The organism is Pseudomonas marginalis (assembly GCF_008692035.1).
GTDB classification, from domain to species: domain Bacteria; phylum Pseudomonadota; class Gammaproteobacteria; order Pseudomonadales; family Pseudomonadaceae; genus Aquipseudomonas; species Aquipseudomonas marginalis.
The window spans coordinates 3,656,828-3,680,813 of record NZ_VTFG01000001.1; the positions used below are offsets into that span (position 1 = coordinate 3,656,828).

The window sequence follows — 23,986 nt, forward strand, 5'->3', positions numbered from 1 at the left end:
CATCGAGATGAGCGAATACTCCCTTTTCACCTCCGAGTCCGTGTCTGAAGGGCATCCGGACAAAATCGCCGACCAGATTTCTGATGCGGTGCTGGACGCCATCATCGCTGAAGACAAGTTCGCCCGTGTGGCGTGCGAGACCCTGGTGAAAACCGGTGTAGCGATCATCGCCGGCGAAGTGACCACTACCGCCTGGGTTGACCTGGAGCAGATCGTTCGTGACGTGATCACCGACATCGGCTACAACAGCTCCGACGTCGGTTTCGACGGTGCGACCTGCGGCGTGATGAACATCATCGGCAAGCAGTCGCCCGACATCAACCAGGGCGTCGACCGTGCCAAGCCGGAAGACCAGGGCGCCGGCGACCAGGGCCTGATGTTCGGCTACGCCAGCAACGAAACCGAGGTGCTGATGCCGGCACCGATCACCTTCTCGCACCAGCTCGTGCAACGCCAGGCCGAAGCGCGTAAATCCGGCGTGCTGCCTTGGCTGCGCCCGGACGCAAAGTCCCAGGTGACCTGCCGCTACGAAGGCGGCAAGGTGGTCGGCATTGACGCCGTCGTACTGTCGACCCAGCACAACCCGGACGTTTCCTACGCCGACCTGCGCGAAGGCGTGATGGAGCTGATCGTCAAGCACGTGCTGCCGGCCGAACTGCTGAGCAAGGACACCCAGTTCCACATCAACCCGACCGGCCAGTTCATCATTGGCGGCCCGGTCGGTGACTGCGGCCTGACCGGTCGCAAGATCATCGTCGACAGCTACGGCGGCATGGCCCGTCACGGCGGTGGCGCGTTCTCCGGCAAGGATCCATCCAAGGTTGACCGCTCCGCTGCCTACGCCGGTCGCTACGTGGCCAAGAACATCGTTGCTGCCGGCCTCGCCGAGCGTTGCGAGATTCAGGTGTCCTACGCCATCGGCGTGGCCCAGCCTACGTCGATCTCGCTGAATACCTTCGGCACCGGCAAGATCAGCGATGACAAGATCGTCAAGCTGGTGCGCGAGATCTTCGACCTGCGCCCTTACGCGATCACCACCATGCTCGACCTGCTGCACCCGATGTACCAGGAAACCGCAGCCTACGGCCACTTCGGTCGTACCCCTGCGCAGAAGACCGTCGGCGACGACACCTTCACCACCTTTACCTGGGAAAAAACCGACCGCGCCAACGACCTGCGCACTGCCGCCGGCCTGTAATCGCACACGGTACATAAAGCCTCGCCGGGTTTGCCCGGCGGGGCTTTTTATTGCCTGCGGGAGCGCCTTCACATTTTTTGGATCCAAAGCTTGCAGGCACAATAATGGCCCTCTAGAATCCGCGCCCTCTCGGGCCTTCACCTTATTTTGGATATTGCCCTGCACCCGCCCGGGATTCATAAGTGCGCAGGCAATCGAACATTGAGGTTTTTCATGCGCATCTCCACGCTCGCCCCTGCCGCCCTTCTGCTCAGCCTGTTCGCCCTGCCGGCCCACGCCGCCGACCTGAGCGCACTGAGTGGCGCCCTGGGCTCCCAGCTGGGTGTCGGCAATTCCGGCGACTGCCAAAAGCAATCCGCAGACCTGCAAACCAAGATCGATGCGGCCGAAGCCAGCAAAGACAGCTTGAAAGTGAAGGCCTTCAAAGCAGCGCAGGACCAGATCAACAAAGGTTGTGACAAACTCTCCGAAGCCCAGGCCAAAGCCGACGCCAAGCAGCAAACCCAGGAAGCCAAGGCTGATAAGCCTGATGCCGTGAAAGCGCTGGGCGGCCTGTTCAAGTAAGCCGAAACACCCGGTAAAAAGCCCCGCAGCGTCGGGGCTTTTTTGTAGGTGAACGGATCATTTAGGCTGGGCGCCCCTTCCGAGCAAGGATGCTCATGATGCGTTTACTGATTGTTCTGCTACTCAGCGCTCTACCCTTTTCGGCCTGGGCTGAAAACTGCCCTGATGATGCCCGGGCCCAGGTCGACACCCTGGCCGAACAAATCCGCCTGTGGGACGACAGTTACCACCGCCTCGGCCAATCCCCCGTCAGTGATGAACTCTACGACCAGGCTCGCCAGCGCCTGGCCCACTGGCGCCAGTGCGTCCCCAACCCCACCGCGCCTGATGATCCGCTGGCCAGTTCACGGGGCACCTTGCCGCACCCGGTCGCCCATACCGGCCTGGAAAAGCGCCTGGATGAGCAAGCCGTGGGCGCCTGGCTGGGCACGCGCCGGGATGTATGGATCCAACCCAAGGTGGACGGCGTTGCGGTGACCCTGGTGTACCGCCAGGGGCGGTTGAAACAGCTGATCAGCCGTGGCGATGGCAAGCTGGGCCAGGACTGGTCGGCCTCCGCGCGCAAGATCCCCGGCATTGTCCAGCAACTGCCGGAACCCATCGACCTGGTGCTGCAAGGCGAACTTTATTGGCGCCTCGACGAGCATGTGCAATCGGCACGCGGCGGGCTCAACGCGCGCAGCAAGGTGGCCGGGATGATGAACCGTCGGCAGTTGAGCGACACCGACGCCGCCGGCATCGGCCTGTTTGTCTGGGCCTGGCCGAATGGCCCCGCAGCCTTTACCGAACGCCTGGCCACCCTGGCACGCTGGGGTTTCACCGACAGCCAGCGCTACAGCCAGCCCGTCCAGGACATCATCGAAGCAGCACATTGGCGCACCTATTGGTACAACCACCCCCTGCCCTTTGCCAGTGACGGCGTGGTGCTGCACCAGGCGCAGCGCGCACCCGCTGAGCGCTGGCAGGCCAGTGCGCCTTATTGGGCGGTCGCCTGGAAGTACCCCGCCTCCCAAGCCCTGGCCCTGGTACGCCAGGTGCAATTCAAGATCGGCCGCACCGGACGCATCACCCCCATTCTGGAACTGGAGCCGGTGCGCCTGGACGACCGCCGGATCAGCCGGGTCAGCGCCGGCTCCTTGAAGCGCTGGCAGGCCCTGGATATTCGCCCGGGCGACCAGGTGTCCATCAGCCTGGCTGGCCAAGTGATCCCTCGGCTGGACCAGGTGATCCTGCGCAATACCACCAGGGTCGACCTGCCAGTGCCCGACCCTCGGGACTTTCACGCCTTGAGTTGCTGGCAGCTGGACCCCGGCTGCGAAGAACAGCTGCTCGCACGCCTTACCTGGCTGAGCGGCAACCAGGGCCTGGCATTGCCGCACATAGGCCGCGAGACGTGGAACATATTGATCCAGGCCGGTCTAATCGCAGGCTTTCTCGATTGGTTAACCCTGGATGCGGCAGAGCTTGCTAACATTGATGGCTTCGGTGAGCGCAGCCGCACGCGGCTGCTCGACAGCCTTCACAGCGCTCGGCAACGCCCCTTCGTACAATGGCTCAAGGCCTTGGGTGTACCGCCTGCGGCACGCGGTAACCTGGAGGGCAACTGGCAGACGCTGGTCGCCAGAGACACACAGGCCTGGCTGGCCATCGATGGCATCGGCCCGGGTCGCGCGGCGCAACTGAGCGCTTTTTTTCGCGACCCACACGTACAGACATTGGCTGAAACATTACGTGTGGCCGGAATAGACGGGTTTTGAACCAGACCCAGCCACCTTTAAATCACAGCAGAATTCACCCTGCTATTTGCGACCCCGGAGCTCCACATGAAATTCCTCGCCCCTTTTGCCCTGTTGACCGTCGCAAGCTTCATGGCCACGCCACTGCTCGCCGCCGAAGAAGCCACTCCACTCACCGGCTGTGCCGCCAAGCGCCAGGCCATCAGCACCCAGCTCGAACAGGCCAAGGCCCACGGCAACAGCGACCAGCAAGCCGGCCTGGAAAAAGCCCTGAGCGAAGTCACCGCCAACTGCACGGATGCCGCCTTGAGGAAGGAGCGCGAAAACAAGGTACTCGACGCCAAGCACGAGGTCAGCCGCCGTCAGGCCGACCTCGACAAGGCGATGAAAAAAGGCGACGCGGACAAGATCAACAAGCGTAAGGACAAACTCGCCGAGTCACGCAAGGAACTGCAGGACGCCGTGGAAGAACTCGACCAGTAAAACCGGTCAGTGGTCGCGAAATTGTTTATGGCAGGCACTGCAGGCATCTTCGACTTTCTGTACGGCAGGCGTAAGGTTGCTGGCCTTGTAGGGCTGCACCTGGCTGGCGATCACCAACTCACCGGTGGCCGCTTCCAGATCGCGGGCCAGTTGCTGGAACTGCGCCTGTTTTTGCCACACGTCGTCCTTGGCGCTGGTGTGATCCTCCTCGCGCACACTCGGAAAGTGTTTCCACGGTTCATGGGACAGCGCATCGAGCTTGACCGCGCCCTCGGCGAATTTCGCGCCATCGAAGGCAATGCGCCCGCGCAACATGCCGCCCAGGTCTTCAGCGGTCTTGAGCATTTGCTTGAAGATCGCCTTGCGCTGGCCCAGGGGCGAATTCGGATCGACGCCGCCGCAGGCGGACAGTGCCAGGCAGGCCAACAGCACAAGCGTCATTTTTTTAAAAGTCATGGCGGCTCAGGGTCACGGGAAACGGCGGCCAGTATCCTCGCCCTGCCCGTAAAGACCAATAGCCCTATTAATAATAAGGGTTGTCCACAGGCGCTAAGGCGCGGGCAATCGCTTCAGGAACCGTTTGTATGAATCTCACATTGAAACACTTGAGCCGCCGTCTGGCATGGGCTCTGCCGATGATTGCACTGCTGGCAGGCTGTGACGCGGGCAAGGACAGCGGTAAAGACACAGCTAAAGAAGAAGCTGCCAAGCCCCACGCCGTCGCCACCTATGTAAGCGCTCCCTGGGAGGCGTTGCCCGCCGTGTCCGACAGCGACCTGCTGGCCGGCTTCGAATCCTGGCTCAGCGCCTGCCAACGCCTCAAGGCCGACCCTATATGGGGGGCCACCTGCGCAGCAGCGGGTCCCGTGCCAGCCGATGCCGTGGCGGTGCGCGGTTTTCTCAAGGAGCGCCTGGACGTGTTCGGCCTGCGTTCGGCCGACAACACCCCCAACGGCTTGATCACCGGCTACTACGAGCCGGTCTACCCCGGCAGCCTGACCAGGACCGCCGCCGCCCATGTTCCCGTGTATGGCGTACCGGATGACCTGATCATCGTCAATCTGGAAAGCATCTACCCGGAACTCAAGGGCAAACGCCTGCGCGGCCGCCTCGAAGGGCGCGTGCTCAAGCCCTATGACGATGCCAGCGCCATCAACGGCCAGGGCTCCACCGCCAAGCCGATTGCCTGGCTGACCAACCCGATGGACCTGCAATTCCTGCAGATCCAGGGCTCGGGGCGCATTCAACTCAAGGGCGGTCGCCAGCTACGCGTCGGTTACGGCGACCAGAACGGCTACCCCTATCGCCCTATCGGCCGTTGGCTGGTGGAGCAAGGCGAACTGAAGAAAGAAGACGTGACCATGGGCGCCATCAGCGCTTGGGCCAAGGCGCACCCGGAGCGCATCCCGGAACTGCTGGCCAGCAATCCCAGCTACGTATTCTTCAGCGCTCGCCCCGACAGTAATGAAGGCCCGCGCGGTTCGCTGAATGTGCCGTTGACCGCCGGCTACAGCGTAGCGGTGGATCGCAAGGTGATTCCGTTGGGCAGCCTGTTGTGGCTGTCGACTACCAAGCCCGACGGCTCGCCATTGGCACGCCCGGTCGCCGCGCAGGACACCGGCGGTGCAATCACCGGAGAAGTGCGCGCGGATTTGTTCTGGGGCACGGGTGACGCTGCCGGAGAGCTGGCGGGAAATATGAAGCAGCAAGGGCAGATCTGGATGCTGTGGCCCAAGGGCGCGGCGTTGCCGCAGGTGCCGGAGACGCTCTAGTTCAAATGTGGGAGGGGTGCCCCCCACAACTGGATCTGCGTCACAAGTCAGATCGACACGAAGAAGAAGCTCGCAATCAACGCCATGCCCACCGCCCACACCAGCGAGCGCAGTATCGCCCAGTCGGCCAGGTAGCAAATGATGTACAGCAGGCGGCTGGTGATAAACAGCACCGCCAGCACATTGATGGTCACCAGTTCGGCCGTGCCGGCCAGGTGGGCGATAATCACCGCGGCGGCAAAGGCGGGGGTGACTTCAAAGCTGTTGAGCTGCGCACTGTGGGCGCGCTTGGCAACCCCTTCAAGGGTATCCAGGAAAGCACGCGGGTCGTGGTTCTGCCGCGGCCCGAACTTGCCGCCACTGAACTTGGCCACGCCCGTGCACAGGTAAGGCAGGAAAATCGCGATCAACACACACCAGAAAGCAGCCGTCATCACTCAGTCCTTTTGTCGTTTTATGCAGCGATTAGAGTTCTAGCACTAAAAACCCAATGTCGCACCTAACCGCTATGAGCCGCGCGACACCGAAAGGTTCTACCGCACTTTCACCCAAGACGTTGCAACCTCACGCCGCCACTGCGGTCCATCCCCCATTAACAACCCACCCCCACCTTCCAAGGACCCCGGATGCTTGAACTTGTCGCCGCCTTTATTTGCCTCACAACTCTGCTCACCTATGTGAACTTCCGCTTTATCGGCCTGCCGCCCACCATCGGCGTGATGGTCACGGCCCTGCTGTTCTCCCTGATCCTGCAAGGCCTGAGCGTGCTCGGCTACCCAGGCCTTGAGGAGCGCATCCAGCAATTGATCGGCCAGATCGACTTCGGCGACCTGCTGATGAACTGGATGCTGTCGTTCCTGCTGTTCGCCGGCGCCTTGCACGTCAACTTGAACGACCTGCGCAGCTACCGCTGGCCCATCGGCCTGCTGGCCACCTTCGGCGTATTGATCGCCACCGTGGTGATCGGCAGCCTGGCGTATTACATCTTCGCCCTGTTTGGCTGGCACGTGAGCTTCCTTTACTGCCTGTTGTTCGGCGCACTGATCTCGCCCACCGACCCCATTGCGGTACTGGGCGTGCTGCGAACCGCCAATGCGTCGAAACCGCTGAAGACCACGATTGTGGGCGAGAGCCTGTTCAACGACGGCACGGCAGTGGTGGTGTTTACCGTATTGCTGGGCATCGCGCAGTTGGGCGAGACGCCTACCGTGGGCGCCACGGCCTTGCTGTTCGCCCATGAGGCAATTGGCGGCGTGGTCTTCGGCGGGCTCATCGGCTACCTGGTGTACCTGATGATCAAGAGCATCGAACAGCACCAGATCGAAGTGATGCTGACCCTCGCCCTGGTCATCGGCGGCTCGGCGATGGCCACCGAACTGCACGTCTCCGCACCGATCGCGATGGTGGTGGCCGGGCTGATCATCGGCAACCTGGGGCGCAAGCTGGCGATGAACGACATGACCCGGCGCTACCTGGACGGCTTCTGGGAACTGCTGGACGACATGCTTAACGCGCTGCTGTTCGCGCTGATCGGCATGGAGCTGCTGCTGTTGCCGTTCAACTGGCTGCACGTGTTCGCGGCCAGTTTGCTGGCGGTGGCGATCCTGCTGTCGCGCCTGCTGACCGTGGCCCCGGCGATCCTGTTGCTGCGCCGCTGGCGCACAGTGCCGCGCGGCACCATCCGTATCCTGACCTGGGGCGGCCTGCGCGGCGGGGTCTCGGTGGCACTGGCGCTGGCCCTGCCACTGGGCCCGGAGCGCGATCTGCTGCTGAGCATCACCTACATCGTGGTGCTGTCGTCGATCCTGTTGCAGGGGCTGAGCATCGGCAAGCTGGTCAAGCGCGTGACCCAGGGCGAACCCCAGGCCGCACCTGACGTTCACTGATCCTTGTTGATCCGCTGCGGATGCCTCGGGTCCGCAGCGTGCTTGCCCGGCAAGCTACTCTCGCTGCGAATCTGCGCATGACTGATCAACGCAAAGATAAAGCTGCCACCGATGATATTGCCGGCCAGGGTTGGGCCAGCAAATACCAGCCAGAAATCCTTCCACGGCAACTCGCCGGCAAACACCAGGTATGACACTTCCGCCGAACCCACCACGATATGGGTGAAATCCCCCAGGGCCATCAGGTAGGTGATCAGAATGATGATCCACATCTTGGCGCTTTCCATCGACGGGATCATCCACACCATGGTCGCGATCATCCAACCGGAGACGATGCCCTTGGCAAACATCTGGCCGGCGTCGTTTTCCATGATCTTGCGCCCGATTTCGAGGAAGGCCAGGTCGGTCTTGGTGTCGAAGATCGGCAGGTGCAGCATCACGTAGGCCACCAGCAGCGTGCCGCAGAGGTTGCCCACCAGCACCACCGACCACAACCGCAACAGGCGTCCGGCATTAGCCAGGGTCGGCTTGCTCATCACCGGCAGCACGGCGGTCAGGGTGTTTTCAGTGAACAGTTGCTGGCGCGCCAGGATCACCGCGAGAAAGCCTGCGCAGTAGCCGAAGCTGGCGATCACCTTGAAGGCCTCTCCGTCCGGAAGGCGTGAATTGAGCAGCCCCATGGCCATCAATGACAGGCCCATGGTCAGGCCGGCCGCAAGTGCCGACCACCACAAGGCGGCGACGCTTCGCTCCAGCTCCTGATCGCCCTGGGTGCGGATAATTTCATGCAGCACCGCCGCGCGGGGCGGCTGGTTCTTGTCGACGTCCTGCTGCTCTTCCTGGGACAGGTTGGGGGTCTTGCCGTCTTCTTGCGTGGCCATGGTGATACCTGAACGGGGGGCGATGTTCAGGTACGACCTATGGTTGATCAAGAGCGTTCACTGGCCCGGCGCAGGTTTACTCGCTGATGCCGTCGTCCTGGAACTGATCCTTGACGTACTTGATCTCGGTACGACCATGCGGTGCCGGCAAACCGTCTTCGCCGAGGTTGACGAAGACCATCTTCTCTACAGTCAGGATGCTTTTGCGGGTGATCTTGTTACGCACTTCACAGGTGAGGGTGATGGAGGTGCGGCCAAACTCGGTAGCAGTGATCCCGAGTTCGATGATGTCGCCCTGGCGCGAGGCGCTGACAAAGTTGATTTCGGAGATGTACTTGGTCACAACACGCTGGTTGCCCAGTTGGACGATGGCGTAGATGGCTGCTTCTTCGTCGATCCAACGCAGCAGGCTACCGCCGAACAGGGTGCCGTTGGGGTTGAGGTCTTCAGGTTTTACCCATTTGCGGGTGTGGAAGTTCATGGTCACTCCAAAGCGTCTTGCCGAATGATGGGCAACATCATGGCAGAGCCTGCCCCCAAGCTCTATGCGCCATTGCCTATCAACCCCATGTGCGATCTTCATATGGCCGACAGAAAGGCTTGGGAAGTGCCGCGTACACGGCTATAATCGCCCCCGCTTCAAAACGGTCATCTTCAGTTGATACCGTTTCTCCCGCCACCTGTCCGAGGGGCGCTGCAGCAGGTTCAACCTGTCAGGCTCGGATGGGGCGTTGTCCGGCCTGGTTGCCCTGGCCTGATACTAAACGCACAACGGCGCCCATTCGCACACTACGAATGGAGGCTCTTCATGAGCGCTGTAATTACGCCTGCAGATTTCAACGACTACAAAGTCGCCGACATGTCCCTCGCTGCCTGGGGCCGTCGCGAAACCTTTATCGCCGAATCCGAAATGCCAGCCCTGATGGGCCTGCGTCGCAAGTATGCCGCCGAGCAACCGCTCAAGGGCGCGAAGATCCTCGGCTGCATCCACATGACCATCCAGACTGCCGTGCTGATCGAAACCCTGGTTGCCCTGGGTGCCGAAGTGCGTTGGTCGTCCTGCAACATCTTCTCGACGCAAGACCAGGCCGCTGCCGCCATCGCCGCTGCCGGTATCCCGGTATTCGCCTGGAAAGGCGAGACCGAAGAAGAGTACGAGTGGTGCCTGGAGCAAACCATCCTTAAAGATGGCGCGCCTTGGGATGCCAACATGATCCTCGACGACGGCGGCGACCTGACCGAGCTGCTGCACAAGAAGTACCCGCAGATCCTCGACCGCGTCCACGGCGTGACCGAAGAAACCACCACCGGCGTACACCGCCTGCTGGACATGCTGGCCAAGGGCGAGCTGAAAATCCCGGCCATCAACGTCAACGACTCGGTGACCAAGAGCAAGAACGACAACAAGTACGGCTGCCGTCACAGCCTGAACGATGCCATCAAGCGCGGCACCGACCACCTGCTGTCGGGCAAGCAAGCCCTGGTGATCGGCTACGGTGACGTGGGCAAGGGTTCGTCCCAGTCCCTGCGCCAGGAAGGCATGATCGTTAAAGTCTCCGAAGTCGACCCGATCTGCGCCATGCAAGCCTGCATGGACGGTTTCGAAGTGGTTTCGCCGTTCATCGATGGCGTCAATGACGGCACCGAAGCCAGCATCGACAAGGCCCTGCTGGGCAAGATCGACCTGATCGTGACCACCACCGGTAACGTCAACGTCTGCGATGCCAACATGCTCAAGGCCCTGAAGAAGCGCGCCGTGGTGTGCAACATCGGTCACTTCGACAACGAGATCGACACCGCTTTCATGCGCAAGAACTGGGCGTGGGAAGAAGTGAAGCCGCAGGTACACAAGGTTCACCGTACCGGCGCTGGCGATTTCGACCCACAGAACGACGACTACCTGATCCTGCTGGCTGAAGGCCGCCTGGTTAACCTGGGCAACGCCACCGGCCACCCAAGCCGCATCATGGACGGCTCGTTCGCCAACCAGGTACTGGCCCAGATCTTCCTGTTCGGCCAGAAATACGCCGACCTGTCGCCAGCCCAGAAAGCCGAGCGCCTGACCGTGGAAGTACTGCCGAAGAAACTCGACGAAGAAGTGGCCCTGGAAATGGTCCGCGGCTTCGGCGGCGTGGTGACTCAGCTGACCAAGACCCAGGCCGACTACATCGGCGTGACCGTCGAAGGTCCGTTCAAGCCGCACGCTTACCGCTACTGATCGGCTTGGCTGCCCGCCCCTTCAGGGGCGGGTTCGCCTTACAGGCTTTCGAGTTCCCAAGGGTATGACCATGTCCCAAGACCGTCGCTACAGCTTCGAGTTCTTCCCCACCAAGACCGATGCTGGGCATGAAAAACTAATGGCGACTGCCAAGCAGTTGGCCACTTACCACCCCGATTTCTTCTCCTGCACCTACGGCGCCGGCGGCTCGACCCGCGATCGTACGATCAACACCGTGTTGCAGCTTGAAAGCGAAGTCAACATTCCCGCCGCTCCGCATTTGTCCTGCGTGGGCGACAGCAAGGCCGACCTGCGCGGCCTGCTCACTCAATACAAGGCCGCCGGCATCAAGCGCATCGTTGCCCTGCGTGGCGACTTGCCGTCCGGCATGGGCATGGCCAGCGGTGAGCTGCGCTACGCCAATGACCTGGTGAGCTTCATTCGTGAAGAAAGCGGCGATCACTTCCATATCGAAGTGGCCGCTTACCCGGAGATGCACCCCCAGGCGCGCAATTTCGAAGACGATCTGCAGAATTTCGTACGCAAGGCCAACGCCGGCGCCGACAGCGCGATCACCCAGTACTTCTTCAACGCCGACAGCTACTTCTACTTCGTCGAGCGTGTACGCGCCATGGGCGTGAACATCCCGATCGTGCCGGGCATCATGCCAATCACCAACTACAGCAAGCTGGCGCGCTTCTCCGACGCCTGCGGTGCTGAGATCCCACGTTGGGTGCGCAAGCAACTGGAAGCCTATGGCGACGACGTCAAGAGCATCCAGGCGTTCGGCGAACAGGTGATCAGCAATATGTGTGAAGAATTGTTGCAAGGTGGCGCACCAGGCCTGCACTTCTATACCCTGAACCAGGCTGAACCCAGCCTCGCGATCTGGAACAACCTTAAACTGCCACGTTAGGCCGGTTTAATCGCTGTACCCGGCCCTCGTTATTACGGGGGTTTTTTTCGTCTATATATTCCCGGAAAGGAAGCCTGCAGTACATGAATACAGCGTCCCCGACTCCCCGCCCGCAGCTGGTGTACCTGGTATTCGGCGCCGAGACCTATCATCAGGAAGCCGTATTCAGCATCGCCAGCGCCCTGGCCCACCTGGGCGGTCCCCAGGACATGCCATTGGACATCCAGGTGTTCAGCGACAATCCGGCCCCCTATCGCGGCTTGCCGGTACAGGTTCACACCCTGGACGACGCCACGCGCAAACGCTGGAGCGAGCCCCACGGCTACCATTTCCGCACCAAGCACGTGCTGTTGCGCCAGGTGCTGGAAACAGCGGAACGGGCGCTGTTGATCGACACCGACACCTTTTTCCACGACTCACCCATGGCGCTGTTCGAGCGCGTCGCGCCCGGTACCGTGCTGTGCAATGCCTTCCACGCCAAATACGGCGACAACCGCGAAAGCGTGCTGTATGAAGCCCTGGCCAGGCACCTTGAAGACAAAGGCCTGGCCGACGACGACATGTGGCTGCTCAACTCCGGCGTCATGGGCCTGACCCGGCAAGATGCGCACATACTTGATCGCTCGATCGAGTTGATGGACGAGCTGTTCCCGATGGCCCACGGTGCCTACACCCTGGAAGAGTTCTGCCTGTCGGTGGCCGCTTACCGTACGCTCAATGTGCGCCAGTGCCCCGACCTGATCCACCACTACTGGAGCCGCAAGCAGTTGTTCCGGGCCAAGGTCAAGGCGTGGGTCACCAAGCACGCCGCGGACCCCATCTGCGCCCAGGCCCTGGCCGACACCCGCAATGTGTCTGCCCACCTGCCCCGCCCGCCGCGATTGCAACGCTTGATGTACAAGCTGATCACCCTGGCCTTGCCCAAACGCAAGCAGCAGTTCATCCGCGAAATTCTCTACGGCTGCTACGAGCACGAAAATGAATTCGACCAGGCGTGTGGCCCGGTTTGGTGGGACAAGGCTTTGCAGAATCAGGAAGAGCGGCAAAAAAGCCCGGTCGATGCGCACCAGCTCGAACATTGGTTCGCCAACCCAGTGGTGCGCCTGATTCTGGGCGAGCGACGTGCAGCCATCTATGAACACCTGATGACCTCACCGACAAAATAGCGTCGCCCGCAGATGGATGTGCCAGCGCTTCTCTTTAGCGCACGGGCGTCGTAACCTCGGGGCATGCCCGTCACTCTGAAGCTGTTGACCGTTGCGCTTTTTACTTGCTTGAGCCTCGCCGCTTATGGCGAGAAATTGCGCATTGTCACCGAGCCCTGGGCGCCTTATGTGTACGAAGAGCACGGCGCCATGCACGGGCTGGACTACGAAACCACGGTGATCGTGTTCCAGCGCCTGGGGGTCGAGGTGCAATGGCAGTTCCTGCCCTGGAAGCGCTGTCTGGCCATGCTCGATCAGGGTCATGCCGATGGCGCACTGGATATTTTCCACAGCCACGAACGCGACGCCCTGCTGCTGTACCCCAGCGAACCGTTGTCGGAAGTGGAATTCGTGATGTTCTACGCCAACGAACGCCCTCACCCGGTCCAAGGCCTCGACGAGCTGGACGGCCTCACTGTCGGCACGTCGCCAGGCTACCTGTACGGCGCGCCATTCAGCGACTCCACCCGGTTCAGCCGCGAGCCGGCCCCCAGCCACGAGGCCAACTTCGGTAAATTGCTGCTGGGACGCATCGACCTGCTGATCACCGACCGCCGGGTCGGCCAGCATGTGATCAAGGCCCTGGGCCTGGAAGGCAAGGTCAGCCAGGCGCCCATTGTGGTCAGCCGCCAGCAGCAATACCTCGCCGTACGCCGTGGCGCGGGGATGGACCTGCTGGTACAACGCTTTGCCGCCGAGCTCAAGCGCTTCAAACAGGAACCGGCCTACGCCGCTTTAAGCGCCAAATATGGTGGAATCCAAGCCATAACCGCGTCCGGACACACCGTTGAGCAGCAGGAAAGCGGCGCACAGTGATTGCTCTGTTATACTCCGGCCTTTCCGCCAGGCTTACGCCCGGCCGCTGAGGTCCTGAAAAAGGCACCCAACCCCGCTACTGCGCAGCTTTCAGCCCGCGCGAGCCGGTGGAGTGCCCGCCAGACGCAGCAGGACCGGACGGGATTGCGCTCCCCTAAGCGCCATTCACGCCCGGCAAGATTATCCCTCTGGGCCAAGCCCTAACTAAAACAGGATTACTCATGTCCTTTGCTTCCCTCGGTCTCTCCGAGGCTTTAGTCCGCGCCATCGAGGCAGCGGGCTATACCGAGCCTACTCCGGTGCAACAGCGGGCTATTCCCGCCGTGTTGCAAGGTCGCGACCTGATGGTTGCGGCTCAGACAGGTACGGGTAAAACCGGCGGCTTCGCCCTCCCGATTCTGGAGCGGTTGTTCCCCAACGGTCATCCGGACAAATCCCAGCGTCACGGCCCGCGCCAACCGCGCGTACTGGTCCTGACCCCTACCCGCGAACTCGCCGCCCAGGTGCACGACAGCTTCAAGCTGTATGCCCGCGACCTGAAGTTCGTCAGCGCCTGCATCTTCGGCGGCGTCGGCATGAACCCACAGGTTCAGGCCATGTCCCGTGGTGTTGACGTGCTGGTGGCGTGCCCCGGTCGTTTGCTCGACCTGTGCGGCCAAGGCAGCGTTGATTTGTCCCACGTGGAAATCCTCGTGCTGGACGAAGCCGACCGCATGCTCGACATGGGCTTTGTCCATGACGTGAAGAAGGTCCTCGCCCGCCTGCCGGCCAAACGTCAGAACCTGCTGTTCTCGGCAACGTTCTCCAACGACATCACCGCCCTGGCCGGCAAGCTGCTGCACAACCCGGAGCGCATCGAGGTCACGCCGCCGAACACCACGGTCGAGCGTATCGAGCAACGCGTATTCCGCCTGGCCGCCAGCCACAAGCGTGCGCTGCTGGCCCACCTGATCACCGCCGGCGCGTGGGAACAGGTACTGGTGTTCACCCGCACCAAGCACGGCGCCAACCGCCTGGCCGAGTACCTGGACAAGCACGGCCTCACCGCCGTCGCCATCCACGGCAACAAGAGCCAGAACGCACGCACCAAGGCGCTGGCCGACTTCAAGGCCGGTGAAGTGCGCATCCTGGTGGCCACCGATATCGCCGCCCGTGGCCTGGACATCGACCAGTTGCCACACGTGGTCAACTTCGAGCTGCCAAACGTCGACGAAGACTACGTGCACCGTATCGGCCGTACCGGCCGTGCCGGTCGTTCGGGTGAAGCCATTTCCCTGGTTGCCCCGGACGAAGAGAAACTGCTGAAAAGCATCGAACGCATGACCAAGCAGAAAATCGCCGATGGCGACCTGATGGGCTTCGATGCCAGCGCCGTTGAGGCCGAAAAGCCTGAAGTGCGCGAACGTCCGGACGTGCGCAACCCACGCAATCCACGCGGTCCGAAGGGCGATGGCCCGAACGGCGGCGGTGGTGGCGGGGGTCGTCGCGACAAGGGCAAGGACAAGGGCGGCAAGGAAAAAGCGCCAACCAACGGCCGTGGTGAACGCCCGGCCCGTGAGCAGAAGCCCCGTGAAGGCACCCCGGCCCGCGAACAGCGCCAGCCGAGCCAGCCCCCACGCGCCGCAGCCGACCGCGCCCCGGACGAATTCCTCGACGACGACGTGGATAACTTCGGTAACCGCGTGGACTACGTGCCCCAGGCCAAACCGGCCCAGGGCCGCGGCCGTCGTCCAGGTGCTCCGGCACAGGGCGCAGGCGCCGGCGCTCCACGTGGCGGCCAGCCCCAGGGCGGTCGTCAGAACGGCCCGCGCAACAGCAGCGGCGGCACGACCGGCACTCCACCGGCCAAGCGCAGCGGCCCGCGTAACGGTGCACCGCGTGACGGCCAGGCGCGTCGCGAAGATTCGCGCAGCAACAACCGCCGCCCGGCCCGTGACGACCAGCCGCGTTTGTCCGAGCCAGCCGTGCAGAACCCGCGCGGTGGCCCGGCGCCGAAGATCATCCACAAGGAGTCGAAAGCCGACCGCTTCCCGACACCCGAGCAGTTGGATCAACTGCCAGGCCGTCCGCGTGGTGAAAAACCAGCATTGCTGACCCGCAACCGCTGAGTTTCAAAGCGCCATGAAAAATGCCTCGCATCGAAAGATGCGGGGCATTTTTTATCTCCTCCCCACACGTTCCCTGGGATGAGCGAACTGGTTGTGGTGAGCGAGCTTGCTGTGGTGAGCGAGCTTGCTCGCGCTGGGCTGCGCAGCAGCCCCAACACCTGTCACCGTGTTCTGCCAGAAGAATCATGGTGTATCTGATTAGGGCCGCTTCGCGCCCCAGCGCGAGCAAGCTCGCTCACTACAGGAAATACAGGCCAAAAAAAACCGGATCCTGAGATCCGGTTTTTTGTGTGCGGACAGAAATTACTTCTGCTTGACGCCTTCCAGCGAGATGTCCAGGTCGACAGTCTGGGAAGTCGGGCCAGGGCCCTTGATGCCGAAGTCGTTCAGGTTCAGCGTGGTCTTGGCGTTGAAGCCGGCACGTTCGCCGCCCCATGGATCCTTGCCTTCACCGTTGAACGTGGCCTTGAAGGTCACAGGCTTGGTCACGCCGTGGAAGGTCAGGTCGCCGGTCACATCAGCGGTTTTCTCGCCGGTGGATTTAACCGCAGTGGAGACGAACTTGGCATCGGCGAACTTGCCGACATCCAGGAAGTCCTTGCTGGCGATGTGCTTGTCACGTTCGGCGTGGTTGGACCACAGGCTGGCGGTTTTCACGTCGACCGCGATTTTGCTGGCTTCAGGCTTGGCGGCATCCCAGCTGAACGTACCATCCCAGTCCTTGAAGGTACCGTGGATGTAGCTGTAGCCCAGGTGGCTGATTTTCCAGTCGATGAAGGCGTGCTGGCCTTCCTTGTCGATCTTGTAGTCGGCAGCCATCACCTGACCTGCAGACAGCAGCGCTGTACCGATTGCCAGAGCGGCGAGGGTCTTTTTCAACATGCTTTCTATTCCTTGTGAGTCGAGGTTGAACATCAGGCTTTGCGCCCCAGCATTCGCGTGAGGGTCGCATCACGATCGATAAAGTGGTGTTTCAACGCAGCCACGCCGTGCAGGCCGGCGAAGACTACCAACACCCAGGCGAGGTACAGGTGCACCACGCCGGCTGTGTCTGCCTGGTCCGGTAGACCGGAAACCACGGCAGGAATTTCGAACAGGCCAAACACCGGGATACCGACACCGTCTGCGGTGGAAATCAGGTAACCGGCGATCATCACGGCAAACAGCCCGAGATAAAGGAACGCGTGGCCAAACGCGGCACCGATACGGGTCAAGCGGCTGTAACTGGCCAGCGGCGGAGGCGGCGGGCTGATCAGGCGCCAGACAATACGCACCAGCATGATGGCGAACAGCGTGATGCCGATGCTCTTGTGCAGGTCCGGTGCGTCCTTGCGCCAGGCGCTGTAGTAGTCCAGACCCACCATCCACAAGCCCAGGGCGAACAGGCCGAACACCACCAGGGCCACGCCCCAGTGCAAAACCATACTGACCCAGCCATAACGGGCCGGTGAGTTACGTAGCTGCATGTACTTAATCCCGTAAGAGCTGCGCCCAAGACTAGCGATTTACCTATCGAATTAAAGCGGAAAATTTCGCTTTGAAATATCGAGAAATATGATCTTGAGGGTATGAACAGTAAATTAACCAAGGATTAAGGACTATCCAGAAGAAACGTGACAGTCCGTCCTGTGTTTACTGCCAATTCATGCGTTATGGGTTGTGACACCGCCGCCCATTGCATAGGCTTGCGCGATTGTTTTACCTGCGCCGCTCGCAGGACCGCTTCGAGGAGATCACCGATGGGCTTGAACAACCAGTGGATGCAACGCGACCTCGCGGTGCTGTGGCATCCCTGCACCCAGATGAAAGACCACCAGCAACTGCCGCTGATCCCGATCAAGCGCGGTGAAGGCGTCTGGCTGGAAGACTTCGAAGGCAAGCGCTACCTCGACGCCGTCAGCTCCTGGTGGGTCAACGTCTTCGGCCACGCCAACCCGCGCATCAACCAGCGCATCAAGGACCAGGTCGACCAGCTGGAACACGTGATCCTCGCCGGTTTCAGCCACCAGCCGGTGATCGAGCTGTCCGAGCGCCTGATCAAGATGACCCCCGAGGGCCTGACCCGCTGCTTCTATGCCGATAACGGTTCGTCGTGCATTGAAGTCGCGCTGAAGATGAGCTTTCACTATTGGCTCAACCGTGGCCTGCCAAACAAAAAACGCTTCGTCACCCTGACCAACAGCTACCACGGCGAAACCATCGCCGCGATGTCGGTGGGCGACGTGCCGCTGTTTACCGAGACCTACAAGGCGCTGCTGCTGGACACCCTCAAGGTGCCGAGCCCGGATTGCTACCTGCGCCCCGAGGGCATGAGCTGGGAAGAACACTCGCGCACGATGTTCCTGGCCATGGAACAGACCCTGGCCGAGCACCACGACACCGTCGCCGCCGTGATCGTCGAGCCGCTGATCCAGGGCGCCGGCGGCATGCGCATGTACCACCCGGTGTACCTCAAGCTGCTGCGCGAGGCCTGCGACCGCTATGGCGTGCACCTGATCCACGATGAAATCGCCGTGGGCTTCGGCCGCACCGGGACCCTGTTCGCCTGTGAACAGGCCGGCATCCGCCCGGACTTCCTGTGTTTGTCCAAGGCCCTGACCGGCGGCTACCTGCCGTTGGCCGCCGTGGTCACCACCGATGACGTCTACGACGCGTTCTACGACGACTACCCGACCCTGCGCGCCTTCCTGCACTCCCACAGCTACACCGGCAACCCGCTGGCGTGTGCGGCGGCCCTGGCGACCCTGGATATTTTCGAAGAAGACAACGTCATCGAAAACAACAAGGCCCTGGCCCGGCGCATGGCCACGGCAACGGCTCATCTGGTCGACCATCCGCATGTCTCGGAAGTACGCCAGACCGGCATGGTGCTAGCCATCGAGATGGTCCAGGACAAGGCCACCAAGACCGCTTACCCGTGGCAGGAGCGCCGTGGTCTCAAGGTGTTCGAACACGCCCTGGAACGCGGTGCGTTGTTGCGGCCGTTGGGCAGCGTGGTGTATTTCCTCCCGCCCTATGTGATTACACCGGAGCAGATCGACTTCCTCGCCGAAGTCGCCAGCGAAGGCATCGATATCGCCACCAACAGTAAAGTCAGCGTGGCGGTGCCGAAGGATTTCCACCCTGGTTTCCGCGATCCGGGTTGATTGCCGGCACACCTACACCTTTTTCCAGAGAACCGACATGAGACTGTCCCGCTTTTTCACCGACACCCCGCTGAGCCTCGGCGATCACGAACTGCCCGAAGCCCAGGCGCACTACATCAGCCGCGTGCTGCGCATGGGCGAAGGTGACGCCGTGCAATTGTTTGACGGCTCCGGCCAGGAATTCCTGGGCAGCCTGCTGGAAGTCGGGAAGAAACGCGTCACCGTGCAACTGACGGAAAGCTTCGCCGGCCAGGCCGAATCGCCGCTGCACATCCACCTCGGCCAGGGCCTGTCCCGGGGCGAGCGCATGGATTGGGCGATCCAGAAAGCCACCGAACTGGGTGTCAACGCCATCACGCCGATCTTCAGCGACCGCTGCGAAGTGCGTCTGAAGGACGAACGCGCCGACAAACGCCTGCTGCACTGGCGCCAGGTGGCGATCAGCGCGTGCGAGCAGTGCGGGCGTTCGACGGTACCGGTGATTCACCCGCCGTTGCTGCTGGCGGACTGGTTGAAGCAGGTCGAGGCGGACCTGAAACTGGTGCTGCACCCGGTGGCCGAGCCGCTGGTCAGCCATGCCAAACCTGCGAGCCTGGCGTTTCTGATCGGCCCGGAGGGCGGGCTGACCGACAACGAAGTCGACACCGCCCAAGGCGCTGGCTTCCACGCCGCCCGCCTCGGCCCGCGCGTGTTGCGCACCGAGACTGCGCCCGTCGTCGCGTTGGCGGTTGCCCAACAACTCTGGGGCGACTTCTAAATGTGGGAGGGGTGATCAGTCCACCGGATCGCTGATCGGCTTGGCAATGATCGCCTTCAACTCACTGGTCATCGGGAATTCCAGGTTCAAGCCCTTGGGCGGAATCGGCTGTTCAAACCAGCGCTGGTAAATCCCGTTGATCTCCCCCGAACGGTAAAGGTCGCCGAGGGTCTCGTTGACCACCGCAAGAAACTGCGGGTCATCCTTGCGCACCATGCAGCTGTAGATCTCCCGCGACTGCTCCTCGCCCACCACCACCCAGTTGTGTGGGTCCTTGGCCTTGGCACGTTCGCCGTAGAGCAATGCATCGTCCATATAGAACGCGGCCGCGCGGCCCGTCTCGAGCATCTTGAACGCCTCGCCGTGGTCCTTGGCGCTGATCACGAACATATTGCTCTTATGCTCGGCGTTGTAGCTCTTTAGAAAACGCTCGTTGGTGGTGCCGGCGGTAGTCACCACGTTCTTGCCCGCCAGGTCGGCGAAGCCCTTGATGCCGCTGTCCTTAGCCGTCAGCAACTGGCCTTTCACGTAAATAAACCCGTAGGAAAATGCCACCTGTTTCTGCCGCTCGGCCGTGACTCCGGTGGAGCCGCACTCCAGGTCGACGGTGCCGTTCTGCACCAGCGGAATCCGCGTTTGAGAGGTCACCAGGTTGTACTTCACCTTCAGGTCAGCCACCCCGGTTTTCTGCTGGATACGCTCGACGATCTTGCTGGCCAGGTCCACCGAATAGCCCATCGGCTTACCGGTGTGATCCCCCACGTAGGAAAACGGCACCGACGCATCGCGATAGCCCAGGGTGATGGACTGGGTGCTGGCGATCTTGCCCAGCGTACCGTCCAGCGGCGCCTGGTTGGCATGGGCGTGTACTCCCAGCAAAAGGCCGATGCAGCCGGTCAACAGGATTTTTTTCATTGTTATTCTCCGTTGGTTTTTGACGTTATTTTCGTACCGCAATCACGCTGATTTCCACCAGCACGCTCGGCCGCGCCAGCTCCGCCTGCAGGGTGGTGCGCGTAGGCGCCATCCCGGGCGATAGCCAGGCGGCCCATACCTCATTCATCGGCGCGAAACCGCTGCCGATGTCTTTCAAGTAAATGGTCGCATTGAGCAAATGATCCTTGTCACTGCCGGCCTGGGCCAGCAGCGCATCGATCCTGGCCAGCACTTCGCGGGTCTGCGTCGCCACATCCTGGCCTTCGCCGGGCACCTGGCCCGAAAGGAATACCAGATCCTTGAACGTAACGGCGCCGGACAGTCGGTCGTTGCTGCTGATTCGGTTGATGGTCATGGGTCAATCCTCACGCGGCGCGGGGCGCCAGGCCCTGCATATCTATGGAAGGTAGGTGGTGGCCGATCAGCTCGGCCAGCAATTGGCCGCTGCCGCATGCCAGGGTAAAGCCGAGGGCGCCGTGGCCCAGGTTCAGCCACAGGTTGCGATACACGCTGGGGCCAATCAGCGGCACACCGGTCGGGGTGGCGGGACGCATACCGGCCCATTCCACAGCATTGGCATAGTCGCCAGCCGTAGGAAATGTCTCGACCGCCTGGCGTTTCATCAGCGCCAGGCGCTTGGGCTCAAGGCTGGCGTCAAAGCCGACGATATCCACCATGGCCGCCACCCGCAGCTGTTCGCCGATACGCGCGTAGACCATCTTGCGGTCGTAGTCGGTGATGCTCACATTCGGCGCCTGATGCTGTGCGCCAATCGGCACGCTGAGGCTATAGCCCTTGAGTGGATACAGTGGCAGTGACACGCCGGGCAATGCCAACTCGGCGCTGCGATGGCCGGCCGCCAGCACCAGGTGTTCCACCGGCATCACTTCGTCGCCCAGCTCGATGGCTTGCACCGCGCCGTCGGCATGGCGAATCCTGGTGACCTTGCGCCCCAGCAGAAAGGTGCAGCGCCCCGACGCTTCAAGGCGTGCCGCCAGTTGTTGGCAGAAGGCATGACAGTTCGCCACTTCTTCATTGGGCGTATAGATACCACCGACAAACTCACCCGCCACCTGCGCCAGCGCCGGCTCCAGCCGCGCACAATCCAGCGCCGACAGCACCTGTTGTTGCAGGATGTCGGTGACCTTGCTGCGCGCACGCTCAAAGGTATCGGCATTGCGAAAGGTCACCAGCTTGCCGTTACGCCGCCAATTGAACGTGTCCAGGCGATCGTCGACGCGCCATTGCTGCAAGGTGTTTTGGCTCAGGCTCGCCAGGCGCAGCAAGTGCGCGGCGTTGCGCTTGTTCACCGAGCCACGGCAGGCGCAGATGAACGCGGCCATCCAGCGCCATTGTCGGGGATCCAGGCGTGGGCGCAGCTTCAGTGGCGAGTCACCGCGCAGCAACCAGCCAATCGCCTGTAGCGGCACTCCCGCATCCGCCAGCGGTGCGACGTAGCGGTAGGACAATTGCCCGCCATTGGCGAAGCTGGTTTCGCTGCCCACGGTGTCACGCGCGTCGATCACCGTCACTTCATGACCTGCACGTACCAACGCGTAGGCACTCGCCAGGCCGATAACGCCTCCACCAATGATGCAAACCTGCCTGGCCATTCAACACCCCCAGCCCTTGATCCAAGAAAGCCCCAGGGTAGGTGCAGGTGACAGGCCGCCGACAATGAATAAAGATGGGGCACCTATAAACAAAGGTTATGGACCTGCCATGCGCTTGCGTCATATCGAAATCTTCCAGGCCATCCGCCAGACCGGCTCCATCAGCGCCGCCGCGCAGTTGCTGCATGTCTCCCAACCAGCGGTGACCAAGGTGTTGCAACATGCCGAGTTACAATTGGGTTTCCCGCTGTTTTTGCGGGTACGCGGCAAATTGCAGCCCACGCCCGAAGCCCTGGCGCTGGAAAGTGAAGTCGAAAAAGTCACCGCGAGCCTGCAAGGCGTGCGGCGCCTGGCCAAGAGCCTGCGCCGCGCCCCGGGGCAAAGTGTACGGATTGGTGCAATCCCGGCATTGGCACTGTCGTTGCTGCCCCCGGCGATCCTGGAATGGAAGCGCGACTACCCGGACATCGCCTGCGAACTGTCCAGCGACCATAGCCGCGAGCTGGTGCAAAAACTGTTGATGCGCGAGATCGACCTGGCACTGACCCTCAGCTTCTCCGGCCATCCCGGGTTGACCACACAAGTGTTGGCCAACGGTGTGTTGGTGGCCCTGGCGTCGAAAAACTACTGGCCGGACGCTGAGCTGCATCAAGCCCTGCCCCTGGCAGACCTGGCGGGGGCACCGTTGATTGGCCTGTCCAGCGCCGACCCACTGGCGGCGAGGCTCGACAACTACCTGGAGAGCGTCGACCCGCCGCCTCGGGTGACGATATCGGTGCAAACCTATTCCCTGGCACGGGCGATGGTGGAGTCCGGCGCCGGATTGACGGTCATCGACCCCTTTACCGCCCTCGGCGCATCGACGGCGACCACCTGCATCCGCACGCTTACACCGCCGCTGCCGATCACCCTCTACGCCCTGACCCGTGCCGATGAACCGCCGCCGCATATGCTGGCCAATCTGCTACAGATCTTCGGCAACCGGGCTCGGGAGCTGCTGGAGCGCCTATAACACGTAGTGCATGATCGCCACGAAATGCAGCAGGCTGCCGCCGATCACAAACAAATGCCAGATCCCATGGGAATGCCGCAGGCGATCCTCCAGGGCAAAGAAGATGATGCCGACGGTGTACAGCACGCCGCCCGCCGCCAGCCAGATAAACCCGGCGGTGCCCAGCGCGGCGATCAGTGGCTTGACCGCCACCAGCACGATCCAGCCCATCACCGCGTAGATCACGATGGACAGGATGCGCGCCTCGGAGCGCGGCTTGATCTCCTGCAGGATGCCGATCACCGCCAGCCCCCACACGATGCCGAACAGCGTCCAGCCCCAAGGGCCTCTCAACGTCACCAGGCAAAACGGCGTGTAGCTGCCGGCGATCAGCAGGTAGATCGAAAAGTGATCGACCTTCTGCATGATCTCTTTTCGCCGCCCCTGTACGCTGTGGTACACGGTCGACGCGCTGTACAGCACCATCAGCGTAAAGCCATAAATCGCCACGCTGACGATCTTCCAGGGGCTGCCATCCAGGCTCGCCACCACCAACATCCACACGGCGCCAATACACGCCGCGACTGCACCGAGCAAATGGCTCCAGGCGTTGAATCGTTCCCCGTGATACATCTGTCACTGACCTCCTGTAGCCGCTGGAACTGGCTGGCAAGCGTCCAGCCTTGCGCATAAGAGTGCAAGCGACTTGTGACGTTCCGAGGACGCCGCCGGGTTTTGCGGGCACAATCGGACGCATTCG

General features: G+C 61.9%; 24 protein-coding genes and 1 riboswitch. Of the genes, 14 read left to right on the forward strand and 10 right to left on the reverse strand.

Annotation, left to right across the window (positions count from 1 at the left end; translation table 11 throughout):
• Positions 1-7: 7 nt before the first annotated feature.
• From metK to FX984_RS17170, 4 genes are all read left to right on the forward strand, one after another.
• The gene (metK, locus tag FX984_RS17155; RefSeq protein WP_092355630.1) at positions 8-1,198 is read left to right on the forward strand and encodes a methionine adenosyltransferase; all 1,191 of its coding nucleotides are present in this window, start codon (positions 8-10) and stop codon (positions 1,196-1,198) included.
• Positions 1,199-1,411: 213 nt separating this feature from the next.
• Positions 1,412-1,762 (forward strand): hypothetical protein, encoded by a 351-nt coding sequence (locus FX984_RS17160; protein ID WP_027606043.1) that lies wholly within the window; start codon positions 1,412-1,414, stop codon positions 1,760-1,762.
• 95 nt (positions 1,763-1,857) lie between these two features.
• Positions 1,858-3,519: an NAD-dependent DNA ligase LigB gene (gene ligB / locus FX984_RS17165; RefSeq protein WP_092355633.1), complete on the forward strand. Its 1,662-nt coding sequence runs from the start codon at positions 1,858-1,860 to the stop codon at positions 3,517-3,519.
• A 66-nt stretch (positions 3,520-3,585) separates the two neighbouring features.
• On the forward strand, positions 3,586-3,981 hold the full coding sequence (locus FX984_RS17170) for a DUF1090 domain-containing protein (RefSeq protein ID WP_027606045.1): 396 nt from the start codon (positions 3,586-3,588) through the stop codon (positions 3,979-3,981).
• Between the two features lie 6 nt (positions 3,982-3,987).
• On the opposite strand, the gene FX984_RS17175 is transcribed toward FX984_RS17170, so the two are convergent.
• Complete coding sequence (locus FX984_RS17175) at positions 3,988-4,437, reverse strand: c-type cytochrome (RefSeq protein WP_092355635.1); 450 nt, start codon at positions 4,435-4,437, stop codon at positions 3,988-3,990.
• A gap of 128 nt (positions 4,438-4,565) precedes the next feature.
• Between FX984_RS17175 and mltA the strand changes: the two genes are divergently transcribed.
• A complete protein-coding gene (gene mltA / locus FX984_RS17180) occupies positions 4,566-5,753 on the forward strand; it encodes a murein transglycosylase A (protein ID WP_146477663.1) in 1,188 nt (395 codons plus the stop codon).
• Positions 5,754-5,800: 47 nt separating this feature from the next.
• On the opposite strand, the gene FX984_RS17185 is transcribed toward mltA, so the two are convergent.
• Positions 5,801-6,187: an MAPEG family protein gene (locus tag FX984_RS17185; protein WP_090401689.1), complete on the reverse strand. Its 387-nt coding sequence runs from the start codon at positions 6,185-6,187 to the stop codon at positions 5,801-5,803.
• A gap of 192 nt (positions 6,188-6,379) precedes the next feature.
• On the opposite strand from FX984_RS17185, the gene FX984_RS17190 reads away from it, so the two are divergent.
• Entirely contained in the window at positions 6,380-7,639 is a 1,260-nt protein-coding gene (locus FX984_RS17190) for a cation:proton antiporter (protein WP_027606049.1), read from the forward strand.
• Here the strand turns inward: FX984_RS17190 and FX984_RS17195 are convergent.
• Both FX984_RS17195 and FX984_RS17200 read right to left on the reverse strand, forming a co-directional pair.
• Positions 7,633-8,520, reverse strand: a complete 888-nt coding sequence (locus FX984_RS17195) for a formate/nitrite transporter family protein (protein WP_027606050.1) — start codon at positions 8,518-8,520, stop codon at positions 7,633-7,635. The two genes, FX984_RS17190 and FX984_RS17195, sit on opposite strands and share 7 nt — an antisense overlap.
• A gap of 76 nt (positions 8,521-8,596) precedes the next feature.
• Positions 8,597-9,001 carry an acyl-CoA thioesterase gene (locus FX984_RS17200; RefSeq protein WP_027606051.1) on the reverse strand — a complete coding sequence of 135 codons (405 nt, stop codon included), beginning with the start codon at positions 8,999-9,001 and terminating at the stop codon, positions 8,597-8,599.
• A 199-nt stretch (positions 9,002-9,200) separates the two neighbouring features.
• A riboswitch (S-adenosyl-L-homocysteine riboswitch) is annotated at positions 9,201-9,307 on the forward strand.
• A gap of 21 nt (positions 9,308-9,328) precedes the next feature.
• On the opposite strand from FX984_RS17200, the gene ahcY reads away from it, so the two are divergent.
• The 5 genes from ahcY to rhlE2 all read left to right on the forward strand — a co-directional run bounded on the left by ahcY (position 9,329) and on the right by rhlE2 (position 15,783).
• Complete coding sequence (ahcY, locus tag FX984_RS17205) at positions 9,329-10,738, forward strand: adenosylhomocysteinase (RefSeq protein ID WP_027606052.1); 1,410 nt, start codon at positions 9,329-9,331, stop codon at positions 10,736-10,738.
• A gap of 70 nt (positions 10,739-10,808) precedes the next feature.
• Positions 10,809-11,654, forward strand: a complete 846-nt coding sequence (gene metF / locus FX984_RS17210; RefSeq protein ID WP_065938146.1) for a methylenetetrahydrofolate reductase [NAD(P)H] — start codon at positions 10,809-10,811, stop codon at positions 11,652-11,654.
• Positions 11,655-11,737: 83 nt separating this feature from the next.
• Positions 11,738-12,820, forward strand: a complete 1,083-nt coding sequence (locus tag FX984_RS17215) for a hypothetical protein (RefSeq protein WP_146477661.1) — start codon at positions 11,738-11,740, stop codon at positions 12,818-12,820.
• Between the two features lie 63 nt (positions 12,821-12,883).
• Positions 12,884-13,675: a substrate-binding periplasmic protein gene (locus FX984_RS17220; RefSeq protein ID WP_092355642.1), complete on the forward strand. Its 792-nt coding sequence runs from the start codon at positions 12,884-12,886 to the stop codon at positions 13,673-13,675.
• A 221-nt stretch (positions 13,676-13,896) separates the two neighbouring features.
• On the forward strand, positions 13,897-15,783 hold the full coding sequence (gene rhlE2, locus FX984_RS17225) for an RNA helicase RhlE2 (RefSeq protein ID WP_027606056.1): 1,887 nt from the start codon (positions 13,897-13,899) through the stop codon (positions 15,781-15,783).
• A gap of 303 nt (positions 15,784-16,086) precedes the next feature.
• Here rhlE2 and FX984_RS17230 read toward each other — a convergent pair whose 3' ends face one another.
• Together FX984_RS17230 and FX984_RS17235 are read right to left on the reverse strand one after the other, a co-directional pair.
• Positions 16,087-16,665 carry a YceI family protein gene (locus tag FX984_RS17230; protein WP_027606057.1) on the reverse strand — a complete coding sequence of 193 codons (579 nt, stop codon included), beginning with the start codon at positions 16,663-16,665 and terminating at the stop codon, positions 16,087-16,089.
• Between the two features lie 32 nt (positions 16,666-16,697).
• The gene (locus tag FX984_RS17235) at positions 16,698-17,249 is read right to left on the reverse strand and encodes a cytochrome b (protein WP_027606058.1); all 552 of its coding nucleotides are present in this window, start codon (positions 17,247-17,249) and stop codon (positions 16,698-16,700) included.
• Between the two features lie 273 nt (positions 17,250-17,522).
• On the opposite strand from FX984_RS17235, the gene FX984_RS17240 reads away from it, so the two are divergent.
• Entirely contained in the window at positions 17,523-18,929 is a 1,407-nt protein-coding gene (locus FX984_RS17240) for an adenosylmethionine--8-amino-7-oxononanoate transaminase (protein ID WP_027606059.1), read from the forward strand.
• Positions 18,930-18,966: 37 nt separating this feature from the next.
• A complete protein-coding gene (locus tag FX984_RS17245; protein ID WP_027606060.1) occupies positions 18,967-19,686 on the forward strand; it encodes a 16S rRNA (uracil(1498)-N(3))-methyltransferase in 720 nt (239 codons plus the stop codon).
• Between the two features lie 15 nt (positions 19,687-19,701).
• Here the strand turns inward: FX984_RS17245 and FX984_RS17250 are convergent, their stop codons facing one another.
• Genes FX984_RS17250 through FX984_RS17260 form a run of 3 tightly spaced genes read right to left on the reverse strand, consistent with a single transcriptional unit; the run spans position 19,702 to position 22,235 of the window.
• Complete coding sequence (locus tag FX984_RS17250; protein ID WP_146477659.1) at positions 19,702-20,601, reverse strand: transporter substrate-binding domain-containing protein; 900 nt, start codon at positions 20,599-20,601, stop codon at positions 19,702-19,704.
• Between the two features lie 25 nt (positions 20,602-20,626).
• Positions 20,627-20,977, reverse strand: a complete 351-nt coding sequence (locus tag FX984_RS17255) for a RidA family protein (RefSeq protein ID WP_027606062.1) — start codon at positions 20,975-20,977, stop codon at positions 20,627-20,629.
• A 10-nt stretch (positions 20,978-20,987) separates the two neighbouring features.
• Positions 20,988-22,235 carry a D-amino acid dehydrogenase gene (locus FX984_RS17260; protein ID WP_146477657.1) on the reverse strand — a complete coding sequence of 416 codons (1,248 nt, stop codon included), beginning with the start codon at positions 22,233-22,235 and terminating at the stop codon, positions 20,988-20,990.
• Positions 22,236-22,344: 109 nt separating this feature from the next.
• On the opposite strand from FX984_RS17260, the gene FX984_RS17265 reads away from it, so the two are divergent.
• Positions 22,345-23,247, forward strand: coding sequence for a LysR family transcriptional regulator (locus FX984_RS17265; RefSeq protein ID WP_027606064.1), 903 nt, complete (start codon positions 22,345-22,347; stop codon positions 23,245-23,247).
• Here the strand turns inward: FX984_RS17265 and trhA are convergent.
• A complete protein-coding gene (gene trhA / locus FX984_RS17270; protein WP_027606065.1) occupies positions 23,242-23,859 on the reverse strand; it encodes a PAQR family membrane homeostasis protein TrhA in 618 nt (205 codons plus the stop codon). The two genes, FX984_RS17265 and trhA, sit on opposite strands and share 6 nt — an antisense overlap.
• Positions 23,860-23,986: the final 127 nt, after the last annotated feature.